Origin of the sequence: Mycolicibacterium vaccae NBRC 14118 = CIP 105934, assembly GCF_001552715.1 — a bacterium.
Taxonomy (GTDB): domain Bacteria; phylum Actinomycetota; class Actinomycetes; order Mycobacteriales; family Mycobacteriaceae; genus Mycobacterium; species Mycobacterium vaccae.
Genome location: NZ_BCRS01000018.1, coordinates 25,367 through 40,403, shown reverse-complemented (window position 1 = coordinate 40,403; position 15,037 = coordinate 25,367). Strand labels below are relative to the sequence as shown.

Annotated in this window: 17 protein-coding genes and 1 pseudogene; 12 read left to right on the top strand and 6 right to left on the bottom strand. The window is 67.3% G+C overall.

The annotated features are described in order from the left end of the window. Nucleotide 1 precedes the first annotated feature (1 nt). Nucleotides 2-880 (top strand): LLM class flavin-dependent oxidoreductase, encoded by an 879-nt coding sequence (locus MVA01S_RS05965; protein WP_237024380.1) that lies wholly within the window; start codon nucleotides 2-4, stop codon nucleotides 878-880. Then, a complete protein-coding gene (locus MVA01S_RS05960; RefSeq protein WP_003932169.1) occupies nucleotides 877-2,157 on the top strand; it encodes an LLM class flavin-dependent oxidoreductase in 1,281 nt (426 codons plus the stop codon). Before MVA01S_RS05965 ends, MVA01S_RS05960 begins: the two co-directional genes overlap by 4 nt. 78 nt (nucleotides 2,158-2,235) lie before the next feature. Here the strand turns inward: MVA01S_RS05960 and MVA01S_RS05955 are convergent, their stop codons facing one another. The 5 genes from MVA01S_RS05955 to MVA01S_RS05935 all read right to left on the bottom strand — a co-directional run bounded on the left by MVA01S_RS05955 (nucleotide 2,236) and on the right by MVA01S_RS05935 (nucleotide 7,015). Next, on the bottom strand, nucleotides 2,236-3,453 hold the full coding sequence (locus MVA01S_RS05955; RefSeq protein WP_003932170.1) for an NAD(P)/FAD-dependent oxidoreductase: 1,218 nt from the start codon (nucleotides 3,451-3,453) through the stop codon (nucleotides 2,236-2,238). 328 nt (nucleotides 3,454-3,781) lie between these two features. Continuing rightward, nucleotides 3,782-4,540 (bottom strand): SDR family oxidoreductase, encoded by a 759-nt coding sequence (locus MVA01S_RS05950; RefSeq protein WP_003932171.1) that lies wholly within the window; start codon nucleotides 4,538-4,540, stop codon nucleotides 3,782-3,784. Between the two features lie 102 nt (nucleotides 4,541-4,642). Beyond that, nucleotides 4,643-5,518 (bottom strand): RNA polymerase sigma factor SigJ, encoded by an 876-nt coding sequence (gene sigJ / locus MVA01S_RS05945; RefSeq protein WP_237024381.1) that lies wholly within the window; start codon nucleotides 5,516-5,518, stop codon nucleotides 4,643-4,645. A 383-nt stretch (nucleotides 5,519-5,901) separates the two neighbouring features. Continuing rightward, a complete protein-coding gene (locus tag MVA01S_RS05940; protein WP_237024382.1) occupies nucleotides 5,902-6,210 on the bottom strand; it encodes a hypothetical protein in 309 nt (102 codons plus the stop codon). A gap of 220 nt (nucleotides 6,211-6,430) precedes the next feature. Beyond that, the gene (locus MVA01S_RS05935) at nucleotides 6,431-7,015 is read right to left on the bottom strand and encodes a sigma-70 family RNA polymerase sigma factor (protein WP_003932174.1); all 585 of its coding nucleotides are present in this window, start codon (nucleotides 7,013-7,015) and stop codon (nucleotides 6,431-6,433) included. A 196-nt stretch (nucleotides 7,016-7,211) separates the two neighbouring features. Here MVA01S_RS05935 and MVA01S_RS31885 point away from each other — a divergent pair. Both MVA01S_RS31885 and MVA01S_RS05930 read left to right on the top strand, forming a co-directional pair. Next, nucleotides 7,212-7,421: pseudogene (locus MVA01S_RS31885) on the top strand (hypothetical protein); the annotation flags it as partial. A gap of 368 nt (nucleotides 7,422-7,789) precedes the next feature. Then, nucleotides 7,790-8,251 (top strand): transglycosylase family protein, encoded by a 462-nt coding sequence (locus tag MVA01S_RS05930; RefSeq protein WP_003932175.1) that lies wholly within the window; start codon nucleotides 7,790-7,792, stop codon nucleotides 8,249-8,251. A gap of 247 nt (nucleotides 8,252-8,498) precedes the next feature. Here the strand turns inward: MVA01S_RS05930 and MVA01S_RS05925 are convergent, their stop codons facing one another. Continuing rightward, entirely contained in the window at nucleotides 8,499-9,383 is an 885-nt protein-coding gene (locus MVA01S_RS05925) for a lysophospholipid acyltransferase family protein (RefSeq protein ID WP_003932176.1), read from the bottom strand. Nucleotides 9,384-9,460: 77 nt separating this feature from the next. Between MVA01S_RS05925 and MVA01S_RS05920 the strand changes: the two genes are divergently transcribed. The 8 genes from MVA01S_RS05920 to MVA01S_RS05885 all read left to right on the top strand — a co-directional run bounded on the left by MVA01S_RS05920 (nucleotide 9,461) and on the right by MVA01S_RS05885 (nucleotide 15,022). Further along, a complete protein-coding gene (locus MVA01S_RS05920; RefSeq protein WP_040542480.1) occupies nucleotides 9,461-10,555 on the top strand; it encodes an NADH:flavin oxidoreductase in 1,095 nt (364 codons plus the stop codon). A 202-nt stretch (nucleotides 10,556-10,757) separates the two neighbouring features. Next, entirely contained in the window at nucleotides 10,758-11,153 is a 396-nt protein-coding gene (locus tag MVA01S_RS05915) for an MmcQ/YjbR family DNA-binding protein (protein WP_003932178.1), read from the top strand. A 24-nt stretch (nucleotides 11,154-11,177) separates the two neighbouring features. Beyond that, nucleotides 11,178-11,606, top strand: a complete 429-nt coding sequence (locus tag MVA01S_RS05910) for a nitroreductase family deazaflavin-dependent oxidoreductase (protein WP_003932179.1) — start codon at nucleotides 11,178-11,180, stop codon at nucleotides 11,604-11,606. A 25-nt stretch (nucleotides 11,607-11,631) separates the two neighbouring features. Continuing rightward, on the top strand, nucleotides 11,632-12,042 hold the full coding sequence (locus tag MVA01S_RS05905) for an ArsR/SmtB family transcription factor (protein ID WP_040542303.1): 411 nt from the start codon (nucleotides 11,632-11,634) through the stop codon (nucleotides 12,040-12,042). After that, nucleotides 12,039-13,121 carry a cation diffusion facilitator family transporter gene (locus MVA01S_RS05900; protein WP_003932181.1) on the top strand — a complete coding sequence of 361 codons (1,083 nt, stop codon included), beginning with the start codon at nucleotides 12,039-12,041 and terminating at the stop codon, nucleotides 13,119-13,121. Before MVA01S_RS05905 ends, MVA01S_RS05900 begins: the two co-directional genes overlap by 4 nt. Continuing rightward, a complete protein-coding gene (locus MVA01S_RS05895) occupies nucleotides 13,118-13,735 on the top strand; it encodes a biotin transporter BioY (RefSeq protein WP_003932182.1) in 618 nt (205 codons plus the stop codon). The genes MVA01S_RS05900 and MVA01S_RS05895 overlap by 4 nt, the downstream gene beginning before the upstream one ends. Further along, entirely contained in the window at nucleotides 13,728-14,423 is a 696-nt protein-coding gene (locus MVA01S_RS05890) for an energy-coupling factor ABC transporter ATP-binding protein (protein ID WP_003932183.1), read from the top strand. Before MVA01S_RS05895 ends, MVA01S_RS05890 begins: the two co-directional genes overlap by 8 nt. Continuing rightward, nucleotides 14,420-15,022 (top strand): energy-coupling factor transporter transmembrane component T family protein, encoded by a 603-nt coding sequence (locus MVA01S_RS05885; protein ID WP_003932184.1) that lies wholly within the window; start codon nucleotides 14,420-14,422, stop codon nucleotides 15,020-15,022. Before MVA01S_RS05890 ends, MVA01S_RS05885 begins: the two co-directional genes overlap by 4 nt. Nucleotides 15,023-15,037: the final 15 nt, after the last annotated feature.

The window sequence follows — 15,037 nt, the reverse complement described above, 5'->3', positions numbered from 1 at the left end:
CGTGACCCACCTTCTGCTGCACCCCGAACCCGACACCGGCGACAGTGACCTGTCCTGGCTCTACCGGGCCATTCATGCCGCCGAAACCGCGGTGTTCGACGCCGTGCTGGCCCCGTTGCCCGGCCCGGCGGTGCCGGCCGAACCGTCCACCCTGCTGGCCAATCTGGTGCCGCGCACCACCGGCATCGGGTTGATCGCCCAGGTCTCGGCGCAGTACGTGGCGCCCTACAACCAGGCCCGCATGCTCAACACCCTGGACAACCTGTCGCGGGGGCGGGCCGGCTGGCGGCTGGTCGACGCCGCCGAGGACAGCGCCGCCGCCCTGCACCCAGCCACCACTCCGGAGACGCAACGCTGGTTGCGCGCAGCCGAATTCGTCACCGTCCTGCAGAAGCTTTGGGAGAGCTGGGAAGACGGTGCGGTGGTTGCCGACATCGAATCCGGGGTGTACGTCGACGCGGACCTGCTGCACCCGATCGACCACTCCGGTGAGTTCTTCCGGGTGGCCGGGCCGCTGAACCTGCCGCGCAGCCCTCAGCTGCACCCGCCGCTGCTGGTCGGAGTCGACTCGGCGGCCACCGCCGAACTGGCCCGCACCCACGCCGACGTCGCGGTGCTCACCGGCGAGCACCCGGTCGACGCGCCGCTGGTACTGCGCGAGATCACCCCCGACCTGTCGGAGCCCGCCGCGTTGGCGGTCCGCCTGGCCACCGGCGACGGATTCGTCCTGCACCTGACCGCCGCCGGCACCGAGCTTTTCACCCGCGAGGTGCTGCCGCGGCTGCGTGACCTCGGAGTGGTCCGCGACCGCTACGAAACATCCACCCTGCGCGGCCATCTCGGTCTGGCCGCCGCCGTCCCCGTAGGAGTGCCGCAATGACGTCCCAGATGCACCTGAACCTCAACCTGCGCGGGATCGGCTTCCATCGGGCCGCGTGGCGGCACCCGGAGTCACAGCCCACCGAGGTGTGCTCGCTGGAGTACTACACCCGCATCGTGCAGGCCGCGGAAAAGGCCAAGCTGGATGCGGTGTTCCTGGCCGACAGCCCCAAGGTCTACAGCGAGCGGGAACCGCTGGCCATGAGCAACGAGCCGCTGACCCTGCTGGCCGCCCTGGCCGCGCAGACCAGCCACATCGGGTTGATCGGCACCATCTCCACCACCTACAACGATCCCTACGAGGTCGCACTGCGCTTCGCCTCGCTGGATCACCTGTCCGGCGGCCGGATCGGGATGAACTTCGTCACCTCCTCCGGAGACGCGATCGCCCGTAACTTCGGTTTCGACAGCCACCCGGACTTCGAACTGCGCTACGAGCGCGCCGCGGAGTTCGTCGACGTGGTGCTGGCGCTGTGGTCCGGGCAGCAGGTCACCCACCACGGCCGGTTCTTCGACGTCGAGGGCGCCCTGCCGATTGTGCCTTCCCCGCAGGGTTTTCCTGTGCTGGTGCAGGCCGGCGCTTCGGACCGTGGACGGGATATGGCCGCGCGGCGCGCCGAGGCGGTGTACACCGGGTCCTCGACCATCCCCAACGGGCTGGAGTTCTACGACGATGTGAAGGCCCGGCTGGCGAAGTTCGGCCGTGCCCCGCAGTCGGCGAAGATCCTGCCCGGGGTGGTGCCCTACATCGGCTCCACCGAAGCCGAGGGCAAGGCGCTGGAGGCCGAGCTGGAGGAACTGGCCACCAAGAACGTCGACGTGATCGGCCAGCTGGGTGACGAACTCGGGGTGGACTTCAGCATCTATGACCTCGACGGCCCGTTCCCGTTGGAGGCGTTACCGCACTACACCCAGTTCAAGGGCGGACAGAGCCGGCTGAACCGGTTGCGGACCTGGGTGCAGCAGGAGAATCTGACGATCCGCGAACTGGCGGTCAAGGTGGAGAAGGGCCTGCGCAACGTGCACTGGACCACCTCGGGCTCGGCAGAACAGATCGCCGACGAACTGGAGAGCTGGTTCCGGGCCGGAGCTGCCGACGGATTCAACATCCTGGTCCCGCTACATCCGAGGGGGACACTCGACTTCACCGAACAGGTGGTGCCCATCCTGCAGCGGCGCGGCCTGTTCCGCACCGAGTACAGCGGGTCGACGCTGAGCGATCATTTCGGACTGGAGCCCGAACTGCGCCCGGTACCCCAGCCCGCACCGGCCCGCTGACGACTCACCCGTCACCGTTCAGCGTCAGCACCGAGATGCCGCCAGTTTCGTCCTGGCGGCATCCGTGCTTCACGCCGGTCAGCCCAAGGTCCAGGTGAAGCGGTAGTCGGCTTCCCGGAAGATGGCTTCCTCGTCGTCGACGGGCGGGTAGATCCATTCGGTGTTGATCCGGTGCTTGAACGCCTTCGCCTCGCTGCCGGTCATCTGCACCTCGCGGTCCCAGCCGGTGGTGAGTACCGCTCCTGCGGGGCCGAGATCCAGACACGTCACGTACGGGTTGGGAGCGAAGGGGACCAGATCGAGGCCCAGGAGGTCGGCCGCGACGTTGTAGCCGGCGAACTTGCCCAGCGGTGTCGCGTACTGGCAGCTCTGCATCGTGACGTGGCCGTCCTCAACCGACGCGGCCGCGGTGTCACCGGCCGCGTACACACTCGGAGTCGAAGGCACCCTCAGGTACTCATCGACGACGAGCCGGCCGATCGCGTCTTTCTCACCCGGGATCATCTGGGTGAGCGGACTGGCCGACATCCCCACGGTCCATACCGCCGTCTCGGTCGGGATGATCTCCCCGTCGATGAGCCGCACCTGTGACTCGGTGACTTCGCTGACCTCGGAACCTAGACGCAGCTCGATCCCCAACTGCTGCAACGACTCCGTGATGTAGGGGCGTGGCCCTTCACCGAGCTGGGCTCCCACTTCATGGGACCGATCGACAAGGACGACCCTGGGGCGGCAGGAATTGGCGGCCGCGATCTCGCTCAGCCGCCCCATCAGTCCGGTGGCGATCTCCAGGCCGGTGAAGCCGGCGCCGATGACGACGGCGGTGAACCGGCCCTCTGATGCGGCGTCGCCGGCGCGCGTTTCGAGTCGCTGAACGTGCCGCTCAAGAGCGTCCGCGGCGGCGATCGTATCGATGTCGAACAGAAACTCCCGGCCGGGCAGTTGTGGTTGGAAGACCTGACTTCCTGCGGCAAGCACGAGTCGGTCATAGTCCAGACTCCGGACCTGACCCGTGGCGCCGGCGATCTTGACGGCTCTTGCTGCAGTGTCGATCCGAGTCACTCGGGCGTGGATGCGCTCGACGCCGATCGGCTTGAGCACTCGGTCGAGCAGGACCGACATCTGGCCGGGGTCGCGTTCGTACAGTCTCGGCCGGATCACCATCTCATCGCTATCGCTGACCAGGGTGATGTGCAGATCGCCACCCGCAGTGCCGTTTGCGCGGCCGACACGCGCGGCAGCCGCGGCGCTCCACACGCCGGCGAAACCTCCGCCGATCACCAGAATCTTCGTCATCTTTGATACTCCTTGTTGGTTGTCGTTTCGATTGCCATGACTCGGTTGCCCCGTGGTGTCGGCCCGCCACAGAAGGCGTGGCCAAGACCGTTACCTGCGAACCTCTGTCGCTTCGACGACGGCGGTGGCGTCGGCAGCCGTACCGGTGCGATGCGAAAGGTGTTCATATCGTTGTGACGCCGTAGCGGTCTATTTTGTGATCCCGCGGTGAGCACTGTCACACCCAGACGCTGTGTCGTAGGCGAAGTTTCGTGGCACCGAAGCACAAGGGCCTGCCACGGGCAGCGGACTCTGCGACGAAAGAAGCGATGCCGTGACAGGAGCGCTGTCAGTGTCCTTGGTGGTGATCGGGACCGGCGAGCCATTCGTCGAATGCGATGCCGGCGCGGTCTGCGTCGCTGTTTCCCCGCAGCGATCCGGAAGCTGAACCACGCCATACCTTTCCAGGCAGGGCTAAGGACACGCAGTGCCGTTTGACTCCGTCGAACGCGAACATCCGGCGGACCATGTCGATCAACACTTCGTCGCCGGGGCCGGTCAGGTCGGTGGCACGCCCGACCGGCCGCCCTTCTGCCAGTTCGACCAGCCGTGTCCCGACGTCACGGGCGGCCACCGGACGGATCAGCATCTTCGGCACGGCGACGAGGGACCCAAGCGATGCACGCTGCACGATCTGTTCGGCGAACTCGTGGAACTGGGTGGCCCGCAACAGCGACCATGCGACGGGGCCGTCGCTGATCGCACGCTCGTGGGCCAACTTCCCGCGGTAGTAACCGGCGTCGATCGCATCGATTCCGACGATCGACAGTCCGATGTGGTGGTCGACGCCGGCCTGAACCTCAGCGCGTTGCAGGTTGCGCGTCACCGCAGTGAAGAATGCGGTGGCTTTTGCCGCACTCGTTGTTCTCGTGCTGGTGACATCGATGACCGCATGCGCACCGGCCATCGCCGACGCCAGTCCGGTGCCGGTCACGAGGTCCTGGCCCGACGCGCGCGACAGCGCGACTGTGTCATGACCGCGAGCTCGGGCCGCCTCCACGACGTACCGCCCGACAGTTCCGGTCGCTCCAGCGATGACGAGACGCATCTTGAACTCCTCGGTGATGTGACGGCCGGCTGGGTGGCGCGCGAATGGCTGCCCATCCAGACGGGTGGGTGTGCCAATGTGAGCCCGTGACCGGGGCTCGTGCTAGCCGTTCTCCGGCTGCCAGAAGCGGAGCTTGTCGGGATTGAGCACCATCCACAACCGGGTGATGCGACCGTCCTCGACACCGAGTGACACCACACCCCATGTCGTACCGTGCAGTTGGAACACCAGGCCCGGTTGTCCGCTCACGTCTGCCGGGGCGATCTGGATGTCGGGTAGGCGTCGCCGCACCCCGATCAGGTACCGCACCACCTTCTCGGCCCCGATCACCTCGCGTAGCGCGGCACGCACCCGCCCGCCGCCGTCGTTCACCACGTGCACGTCCGGGTCGAGCAATCCGATCAGTGCGCCGATGTCTCCGCGCTCAAGCGCGTTCTTGAAGCCGTGAACCGCTGCGGCGTGCCTCGTGGCATCGACAGCGTGGCTGCGTCCGTTCTTGAGTCGCCGTCGTGCCGAGCTTGCCAACTGTCGGCACGCATCGGCAGAGCGACCGACGATCTCGCCGATCTCCCCGAAGGGGTACTGGAACACGTCATGGAGGACGAACGAGACGCGTTCTGGCGGTGTCATCGCTTCCAGAACCGTCAGCACCGCGGTCGTCACCGATTCGTCGAGAGTGATGCGATCGGCTGGATCGGCGGTGCGCGAGGCGACCGCGGTCGCATGGTGAGGAAGCGGTTCGGGGAGCCACGGACCGACATAGGCTTCACGTCGGTGCCGGGAGGACTTCAGTAGGTCGAGGCAGATCCGCGTCGCGACGCGGACACACCACGCCGTCGGGTTCGTGATTTCGGCCCTGGCGGGCACCGGCATCGTGTACCACCGCGTGAACGTCTCCTGCACCACGTCCTCGGCGTCGGACGTAGAGCCGAGCATCCGGTACGCGACGTTGATCAGTAATCCCCGAGCAGCGGACACATCGTGCTCGCCAATGGCCGGCACCACTGGGGCGGGGCCGGGTGGTGCCGGCGTTGCGTCAGCGGTTTGGAGTTCCTCCACCGTGCACTCTTCTGCGTATCTCAGTCCGGTCATATTTTCTTGACGAGCCAGGACGCCATTATGTGACGCCGCCGATTCCTCTGCGGTCCGATCGGTGAGATATGTCGTGGAACGCTGGCCGACCTCGCCATTGACGTTCGGTGTCTACTCGGACCAGGTGTGCCGGGCGAATATCACCTCTGCGCCGGCGGCGAGGCTGCGCTGAAAGATCCTGTGCCGGAACGTCGACCGTTGCATCCGTGCGCACTGTCGTGGCAGTCCTGACTCGGCGTCGAGCCCGCCGCCCGCATGTTCGCGTCGTGTCAGCGCGCAATGCGGGGGGCCGAGCCGGCGTGTTCGCGTGCTTTGACCGGTATCGCAAGAGCCAGCGAGCACACGGTGACCACCGTCAGGGCGATCATGTTGAGGACGGCGTCCAGTGGGCCGTACATGTGCAGCATGGTGACGTGGTAGATCAGGTGCAGGATGTTGAAGATCGACAGCGCCAACGCCGCGGTCCGCATCAGCGCCTGATTTGTCACGTAGCAGAATGCCATCACGCTCACTGCAGCCATGGCGAGGTACATGGCGCCGACATCTTTGACGAAGTGCTCGTTGTACGGTCCCAGCACGGGAAGCCACCGAAGGCCCAAGCCGGGGAACGTGTTGTACCAATAGACTGGTGCGAGGTATGCCCAGACCCCCACCAGGAGGCCGGTGAAGGTCAGGATGGCCAGGCAGACGCGGTGTACGAATGGGTTCACACTGATACGACGAGGCAGCGTGTTCGTTTGTGACGGGAGACCGGAACTTCGCCAGGATCGGTCTCCAGTTGTAGGGCGCACGGTGGCCTCATGAGGCACGGCGCAGATGCGGAGCTTGCTCGACCAACGCCTGCCGCAGGGCACGACGCCCGCGGTGCAGCCGTGACATCACCGTTCCGAGAGGAATGTCGAGGAGGTCAGCGACTTCGGCGTAGCGGAATCCCTCGACATCGACGAAGAACACTGCCATGCGTTGCCCTTCGGTCAGACCTGCGAGTGCGGCTTTGACGTCCTCGTCGACCAGCGACTCCAGGGCAAGCAGTTCGGCCGATGCGGAACTGATCGATGACCGGCGTACCGCCGAGCTGAATTCCAGTTCGGCGATGCGCTCGGTGAGCACTTCGTCAGGGCGCCGCTGAGTCCGGCGGTAGCGGTTGATCCAGGTAGTGACCAGGATCCGGAACAGCCACGCTCGAATATTGGTGCCGCTCGTGAACTGTGCGTAGTTGCGGTATGCCTTCAGCATGGTTTCCTGGGCGAGATCCTCTGCATCAGCGTGATTGTGGGTGTAGCGCAACGCTGCCCGGTACAGCTGATCCACCACCGGCCAGGCCTCCCGCACGAATCTCTCCCGCTGATCTTCAACGTCATCGACCTCGACACTGAGCGTCATCTTGTTGCACCTCCGACTGAATGAAAATGGCACTAGCACTGCCTCTCTGACGATTCAGCCGGCAACGTCGTGAGGTCGCTGAGCCGGGCTGGTGGCGCAAGTCACGGCCCAGTCTGGGTCTGCGAGTCAGGTGGCCGCCGGCTCTGCGTCACAGGAGTGTCCGCACCGAGTGGGAAGATGGCCGTTGACCCTCCCGGTCAGCGATGCCGGCCACCGCCTGCGGGCAGGACGCAGCTACCAAGGACAAACAATCGCTATCGCGTTCGAAGACAACGTATTTCGCGTTCTCGGCGACGGCACGGAGATCTGCACCCACGCGAGAAGACCCGACAGGGACGTCGCGATCTTCAACGCCCACCCCACCGCCAGAGCACCTAGCCGCCGCAGAGATATGTGCATGTCTTGAACCGCTTGCGGACAAGCCCAACTCGCTGGTTTCAGAGGTCATCCGACGATGACCTCATCCGGTGGGACCGGCAGATCGCAGGAAAAGTTCCGCGAGCTTTGTCGGGCTGCGTGCCTGAACTGGCACACCGTGACAGCGAACACGTGTTCATCGAAGAAGGTGGGGGGCTTCTGACGAACAGGGCAGGGTCTTCGTGTGCCTGTCTTCCGCTGCGCTCTCGGCGTGCGGAGCAAAGTTGTGAACAATCTTCACAGTTTCCTCAAGGTTCACTGCGAGAACATCGATAACAATGATGGTCGTCAATCGACCACCACGTCGGTGCGTGTTGTCCACGCGCGTGCGGCGGACTGAAAGGACATCCGGTGCGCATGCGCAAGGTGTGGGGGGTTGCGCTGACCGCAGCCGCGCTGTCTACGGCGTCAATGGCGATGGCCGCACCGAATGCCCATGCGGGAACGGTGAATTGGGATGCGATCGCGCACTGCGAATCAAGCGGCAACTGGGCGACCAACACCGGCAACGGGTTCTACGGTGGCCTGCAATTCCTCCCGTCCACCTGGCGCGAACACGGCGGCGTCGGCTCCCCGGAGCGAACACCGCGCGAGTACCAGATCGTGGTCGCCGAGCGTGTCCTGCGCACTCAGGGGATCGGCGCCTGGCCTGTCTGTGGTGCGTTCGCCTTCTCCCCGAGATCGTCGGCTCCTGCAGGTACCGGCAGCGCATGCCGACTCCTGTCCGGGGTCGCGCTGGGCGGTGTCGTCAACCTCAATCGGATGTGTACCGCGCTGACCAGCCAGGCCCGAGCGGTCGCCTCCGCGCTGGCTCGCTGAGTAAGCGGAGTACGTTCCGTTGGGCTCGGTGGAGCTCAGCCGCCGCTGGTGATCCGGTGTGGAACCGGCCGGCCAGCATGGCCAGCTGGCACTCAGTGATTTCGGCCCACTCAGGCTGATCCACCAGGGACTTCGGTGATGTGCGGAAGCCAGGATGGTGGCCGCGGTCCGGTTGCGTGCGACTGGAACGTCGGAGACACCGGGTGGCGGGTCACCGCGACCTTCGTCTGCTGCGAACTATGCACGCTCAGGCGGGAGCCGACGCCGGCATGATCGCCGATCGCCACGCGAGCGGGTTGAGCTCCCGGTAGGGGTCGGTGCTCCGGATCTGTTGAAGGTCGGCCAGCTCCGCTTCCAACTTGGCCTGCACATCGGTCTTGATCTTCGCGATCCACGCCTCCCGCTCGACGCCCTCAGGCAGTGCGGTGCTGATCGGCGGGCCGAATCGCAGGTACATCCGTTGCGGCCGGGGGATGAGGGTGGGACCGACGCCGCGCAATAGAGGCATCGCCATATCCGGGGGTCCGCCGGTGCGCCGACCGAGCCAGGTGCTGAACCGGCCGAGCACGCTGTCGCGGGTCACCAGGCTGGTGTAGACGTCATCGGCGCCGACCAGCGCCGCGGTGACGATCGGATAGTCGTGGTCGGCGGCCAGCCGGGCGAAGCCGGAACGGTTTTCCCACCGCAACCGGTATTCCTCGCCCTTGAACTTGGCGATCTCGCGCCCACCTCCGGGAAACACCAGAATGGTTTGGTCCTGACGCATGAGTGCGCCCGCCGTCTCGGGGGAGCCGACCACCGCGCCGTAGGCGGCGATCAGATCACCCTGCAAACCGCCGGCCTTTCCGAACTGCCGGTCGGCCAGCGGCCTGACCTGCTTACCGATGGCGTGGCGGACGTAGTACGGGATCATGACGATCTCCGCCATCGACATCTGGGTGTGATTGCCGACGATCAGGAAGCGGCCGTCGGCCGGCAGATTGTCCAAGCCGTCGACGTAGGGGCGGTACACATTCATCAGCGGCTCGAGATTGTCCGCGGCGGCAGTGAGAAGCCTGCGCCACATCCGTTCGCCCGGGGGTACGACGATGACGTCGCTGCCCTGCGGAGGTGGCTCGGTGTTCGCGCTCATTCCACCATCCTCCTCCGCGGGGCTCGGGTGAGCCGCCACGCGGAATCACCTTCGCCCTTCCGGTGTTGCAGAACGTCGTGGCCATCAACGACCTGTTCCAGCCCCTGACCGTCGGCTCGCTGACGGTGCCCAACCGGTTCGCCATGGCGCCGATGACCCGGCAGGCCTCGCCCGGCGGGGTGCCCGGCGCCGATGTCGCCGAGTACTACCGGCGTCGCGCCGCCGGTGGCGTCGGCCTCATCATCACCGAAGGGGTTCGACTGCCCGACCCGGCCGCGGGTTACCCGTTCTCCATCCCGACGATCGCCGGGGACGAGGTCGTCGCCCGCTGGTCACGGGTCGTGGCCGCGGTGCACGCCGAGGGCGGCACCATCGCCGCGCAGCTGTGGCATCAGGGCGCCGAGCGCGATGACGCCGACGGCGTCACGCCGGTCAGTCCGTCCGGCGTCGACGGCCTCGGGCGAGCCAAGGGGCGGGCGCTGGAAACCGACGAACTGCCCGGCATCGCTGAGCTTTTCGCGCAAGCCGCACGTACCGCCCGTGAGGTCGGCTTCGACGCCGTCGAACTGCACGGCGCCCACGGCTACCTGCTCGACGAGTTCTTCTGGGAACGGACGAATGCCCGCACGGACGGCTACGGCGGCGATCTGGCCGCACGCACCCGATTCCCCGCCGAGGTGGTGGCCGCGGTACGCGCCGCGGTCGGCCCCGATTACCCCGTCATCTTCCGCTTCTCCCAGTGGAAGGGTCTCGACTACACGGCCTCCATCGCCGACGACCCGACCCAACTGCAGGAATTGCTTGCCCCGCTGGTCGAGGCCGGCGTCGACATCTTCCATCCCTCGACGCGCCGACACTACGTGCCTGCCTTCCCCGACCACGACAGCCAGCTCAGCCTGGCGGGCTGGACCAAGAAGGTCGCCGGGCTGCCGGTGATCGCGGTGGGTTCCGTCGGCTTGGAGACGCAGTTCCGCAGCGAGAAGCAGGGCCAGGTGATCCAGCCGGCTCCGGTGGAGCGGCTGGTCGAGCAGTTCGGGGCGGGCGAGTTCGACATCGTGGCGATCGGGCGCGCGCTGCTCGCCGACCCGGCGTGGGTGAATCGACTGCGCGACGGAGAACTCGACGGATTCGCCGGCTACGACCCCGCGACCGCGCTGGCCTCACTCGCCTGACGCGCGGCACGGGTGGCGATCGGCTGTCATCCGCGCCGGCACAGAGTTCGGAGTGCGCCGGACTCCCGGCTCGAATTGCCCGGCGCCGTGGAGCAGCCGACGTTAGCCTGGACCAGGACTGCACGGGAATGCTTGCGCGCTCGCCGTATTGGGCGATCGAATGCCGGTAGGACCGCGCACCGGGCAAGCGAATGGACGTCCCATGACAGCCGACGACGCCGAAGCACTGCTGGCGGAGGTGCGCAGGTACTGCATGGAACTGCCCGAGGTGACCGAAGGCCCGACCCACGGTGCGCCGACCTGGTTCGTGCGGCGCCGGTCGTTCGCGAAGTTCGTCGACCCCGAACAGCACAACCTCGAAGAGCCTCATGTCGCCCTGTGGGCCGCAGCGCCGCCCGGCGCCCGACTCGAACTGACCGCCGCCGAGCCCTCCTGGTACTTTCCGCCGCGCTTCGGTGGGCGTGACTGGATCGGCATCCGGCTGGACCTCGGTCCCGGCGGCCCGGACGGGGACGAAGTCCGCGAGATCATCGCCGACGCCTACCGGCAGGTCGCTCCGAAGTTTCTCGTCGCCCGCCTGGATGCCTCCGGCGGGTAGTGAACCGACAGACAGGAGACCGGCATGAGCGACAGCGAGGACTGGAACACGAAGGTCATCAACGAGTTTCGTGCCAACGGAGGAAAGGTCGGCGGCAACTTCGAAGGCGCTCGGGTGGTACTCGTGCACCATACGGGACGCAAGAGCGGCAAGCAGAACGTGACACCGATGATGTACCTGCAGGACGAGCAGGACCCCTCCATCATCTACGTCTTCGCGTCCAAGGCCGGCGCCCCGAAGAATCCCGCCTGGTACTACAACCTGACCGCCGCCGGGCGGGCGAGCGTCGAGGTCGGTACCGAGACTTACGACGTCTCGGTCACCGAGGTCACGGGAGAGGACCGGGACCGCATCTTCGCCGAGCAGGCCCGCCGTTACCCGGGTTTCGGCGAGTACGAGGAGAAGACCGCCGGGATCCGGGTCATCCCGGTGCTGGCGCTGCGCCGCGTTTGAGAGAAATCTGATCTACTATCTGCGTATGGATGCAGATAGTAGATCCTGCGGCCGTCGGTTACCCGACGACGAGGTGAACCTGGTCGTCGAGGTGTTCCGGATGCTGGCCGAGGCGACGCGCGTACAGATCCTGTGGGCGCTCGCCAGCCGCGAGATGTCGGTCAACGACCTCGCCGCCCACATCGACAAGCCCGCACCGTCGGTGTCCCAGCACCTGGCGAAGCTGCGGATGGCGCGGCTGGTCCGGCCGCGCCGCGAAGGCACCACGATCTTCTACAGCCTGGACAACGACCACGTCCGGCAGCTGGTCACCGACGCGGTGTTCAATGCCGAGCACGCCGGCCCCGGGATCCCAGGCCACCACCGCGACGCCGCCGATCTCGCGACGTTGCATGCCGACCCGCAGCCACCGTCCGGGAACGGACGTCGCGCATGAGTCACGACAGCGGTGCGCACCACCACGGCACCCACACTCACCCCCACGAGCGCGCGGGGCGGTTCGGCGCCGTCGGCCATGCGGTCCGCGAAGTGTTCGCACCCCACAGCCACGACGCCGCCGACAGCATCGACGACGCGCTGGAATCCAGCGCCGCCGGTATCCGCGCCGTCAAGATCAGCCTCGTCGTGCTGGGGCTGACCACCCTCGCGCAGATCGTCATCGTCGTCATCTCCGGATCCGTGGCCCTGGCTGCCGACACCATCCACAATTTCGCCGACGCGCTGACCGCGATCCCGTTGTGGATCGCGTTCTCGCTCGGCACCAGGGCCGCGACGCGCCGATTCACCTACGGGTTCGGCCGCGCCGAGGACCTGGCCGGGCTGTTCGTCGTCGCGATGATCACCATGTCGGCCGTCGTCGCCGGATATGAGGCGGTCATGCGCCTGATCCACCCGCAACCGGTCCACCATCTGGGCTGGGTGGCGCTCGCCGGGCTGATCGGGTTCCTGGGCAACGAGTGGGTCGCGCTCTATCGCATCCGCGTCGGCCGGCGCATCGGGTCGGCCGCCCTCGTCGCCGACGGCTTGCACGCGCGCACCGACGGATTCACCTCGCTGGCAGTGCTTTTCAGTGCCGGCGGGGTCGCTCTCGGCTTCCCTCTCGCCGACCCGATCATCGGGCTGGTAATCACCTTCGCGATCCTCGCCGTGCTGCGCACCGCGGCGCGCGATGTCTTCGGCCGGCTGCTGGACGGTGTGGACCCGGCATTCGTCGACGCCGCCGAAGCGGCGCTGGCCGACCGGCCCGGCGTGCTCGCGGTCCGCAGTGTCCGCATGCGCTGGGTCGGTCACCGATTGCACGCCGACGCCGAACTGGACGTCGACCCCGCGCTGAGCCTGATGGATGCCCATCGCCTCGCCCATGACGCCGAACACGAACTCACCCACGCCGTGCCGAAGCTGTCCTCCGCGGTGATCCACGCCTACCCGCACGCGAGTGGCGCTGCCGCCCAGACGGTCGATGTAGCGGTGGCGGTTACCGACCGCGGTTCGGCGTCGACGATAATTCCCGGGTGAATCGTGAGACGTCCGAGCCCGTCGGCACCACCCGGTTCGGCCGCTTCGAGTGGCGCGACCTGACCCAGGCGGCAGTGTTCGCCGGCCTGCTGGCCGCCCTCGGCCTCCCCGGCACCCTGACCCTCGGACCCACCGGCGTCCCGATCACCCTGCAGACCCTGGGCGTGATGTTGGCCGGTTCCATCCTCGGGCCCCGCAAGGGCGCATTGGCGATCGTGCTGTTCGCGGTTCTCGCCATCGCCGGGTTGCCGATCCTGGCCGGCGGCCGCACGGGCCTGGTGTCGCTGTCGTCGCCGACGGCCGGATTCTTCGTCGGCTGGCTACCGGCCGTCGTCGTGATCGGGGCGCTGACCGCACTGATGATGCCGCGCTACCGGGTGCTCTGGGGCATCCTCATCAACATCGTCGGCGGCATGGGGGTCATCTACCTCTTCGGCACCGCGGGCCTGATGCTGCGCACCGACCTGTCGTGGTGGGCTGCGTTGTCCACCAACGGGATCTACGTTCCCGGCGACATCGCCAAGGCCGTGGTCTGCGCCTACGTCGCCGCCCAGGTGCACCGCGCCCGACCCGGTCTCATCACCTCGTGGCGGACAGCCCGCACCGATGAGTGACGACCCACCGGGCGCGATCGTCGTCGAGAACGTGTCGCACGCGTTCGGTGACCGCCCCGTGCTGCGTGACGTCTCGCTGACGCTGACCGAGCGTCGGATCGCCGTGGTCGGCGCCAACGGCAGCGGCAAGTCGACGCTGGCGCGGCTGTTCAACGGGTTGGTCGTTCCCGACCGGGGCGCGGTGCGCGTGCACGGCCTGGACACCAAGCGGTCCGCCAAGCAGGTGCGCCGCCTGGTCGGGTTCGTGTTCACCGACCCGGACCGGCAGATCCTGATGCCCACCGTCGGCGAGGACGTCGAACTGTCGCTGTCACGCCTGTCGCTCGACCGGCAGGCCCGCGCCGAACGCGTGGCCCAGGTGCTCGAGCGGTTCGGCCTGGCCGGCCACGCCGATCAGCCCGCGCATCTGCTCTCCGGCGGCCAGAAGCAGCTGCTGGCGCTGGCCACGGTGCTGGTCACCGAACCGTCTGTCGTGGTCGCCGACGAACCGACGACGCTGCTCGACCTGCGCAACGCGCGCATGCTCCGGGCCGCGTTCGCCACCCTGGACACCCAACTCGTGCTGGTCACCCACGACCTGGAACTGGCCGGTGACGCCGATCGGGTCGTGGTGCTCGACGACGGCCGGGTGGTGGCCGACGACGTGCCGTCGGTCGCGCTGGCGGCCTATCGACGGCTCATGTCATGACCGGGCTGGGGGAGTACCGCCCGGGCCGGTCGTGGCTACACCGGCTGCCGGCCGGGGTGAAGCTGCTCGGGCTCGGCGCGTTGATCGTCACGATGACCGTCGTGGTGAACTCCCCGGCGCGGCTGGGCGTGGCCACGGCCGCGGTGCTGGTCGCGGTGGCCACGGCGCGGCTGTCCCCCCGAGTCTTGATCGGGCAACTGCGCCAGGTGTTCTGGGTGGTCGGCTTCATCTTCGTGCTGCAGGTCCTGCTCACCGACTGGCGTCGCGCGCTGGTGGTGTGCGGGGTGCTGCTGCTCGCGGTGTGCCTGGCCGCGCTCGTCACGCTGACCACCAGGACCGCCGACATGCTGGATGCCGCCACCCGGGCGATGGCCCCGCTGGCGCGGTTCGGGTTCCCGGTCCGGCAGGTGGCCATCGCCCTGGCGCTGACGATCCGGTCGATCCCGCTGCTGGTGGAGATCATCCGGCAGGTCGAGGAGGCCCGCCGGGCGCGCGGGCTGCGGATCTCACCGCGGATCGTGTTCGTGCCCGTCATCGTCGCGGCACTGCGTGCGGCCGACGATTTCAGCGAGGCGCTGATCGCCCGCGGGATCGACTGAGACCCGAAGCGGGTA

Excerpts from the sequence above, each read along its gene's own strand:
- MVA01S_RS05960 (WP_003932169.1), top strand. The coding sequence starts at position 877 with ATGACGTCCCAGATGCACCTGAACCTCAACCTGCGCGGGATCGGCTTC.
- MVA01S_RS05955 (WP_003932170.1), bottom strand. The coding sequence starts at position 3,453 with ATGACGAAGATTCTGGTGATCGGCGGAGGTTTCGCCGGCGTGTGGAGC.
- MVA01S_RS05950 (WP_003932171.1), bottom strand. The coding sequence starts at position 4,540 with ATGCGTCTCGTCATCGCTGGAGCGACCGGAACTGTCGGGCGGTACGTC.
- MVA01S_RS05935 (WP_003932174.1), bottom strand. The coding sequence starts at position 7,015 with ATGACGCTCAGTGTCGAGGTCGATGACGTTGAAGATCAGCGGGAGAGA.
- MVA01S_RS05930 (WP_003932175.1), top strand. The coding sequence starts at position 7,790 with ATGCGCAAGGTGTGGGGGGTTGCGCTGACCGCAGCCGCGCTGTCTACG.
- MVA01S_RS05925 (WP_003932176.1), bottom strand. The coding sequence starts at position 9,383 with ATGAGCGCGAACACCGAGCCACCTCCGCAGGGCAGCGACGTCATCGTC.
- MVA01S_RS05915 (WP_003932178.1), top strand. The coding sequence starts at position 10,758 with ATGACAGCCGACGACGCCGAAGCACTGCTGGCGGAGGTGCGCAGGTAC.
- MVA01S_RS05910 (WP_003932179.1), top strand. The coding sequence starts at position 11,178 with ATGAGCGACAGCGAGGACTGGAACACGAAGGTCATCAACGAGTTTCGT.
- MVA01S_RS05905 (WP_040542303.1), top strand. The coding sequence starts at position 11,632 with ATGGATGCAGATAGTAGATCCTGCGGCCGTCGGTTACCCGACGACGAG.
- MVA01S_RS05900 (WP_003932181.1), top strand. The coding sequence starts at position 12,039 with ATGAGTCACGACAGCGGTGCGCACCACCACGGCACCCACACTCACCCC.
- MVA01S_RS05890 (WP_003932183.1), top strand. The coding sequence starts at position 13,728 with ATGAGTGACGACCCACCGGGCGCGATCGTCGTCGAGAACGTGTCGCAC.
- MVA01S_RS05885 (WP_003932184.1), top strand. The coding sequence starts at position 14,420 with ATGACCGGGCTGGGGGAGTACCGCCCGGGCCGGTCGTGGCTACACCGG.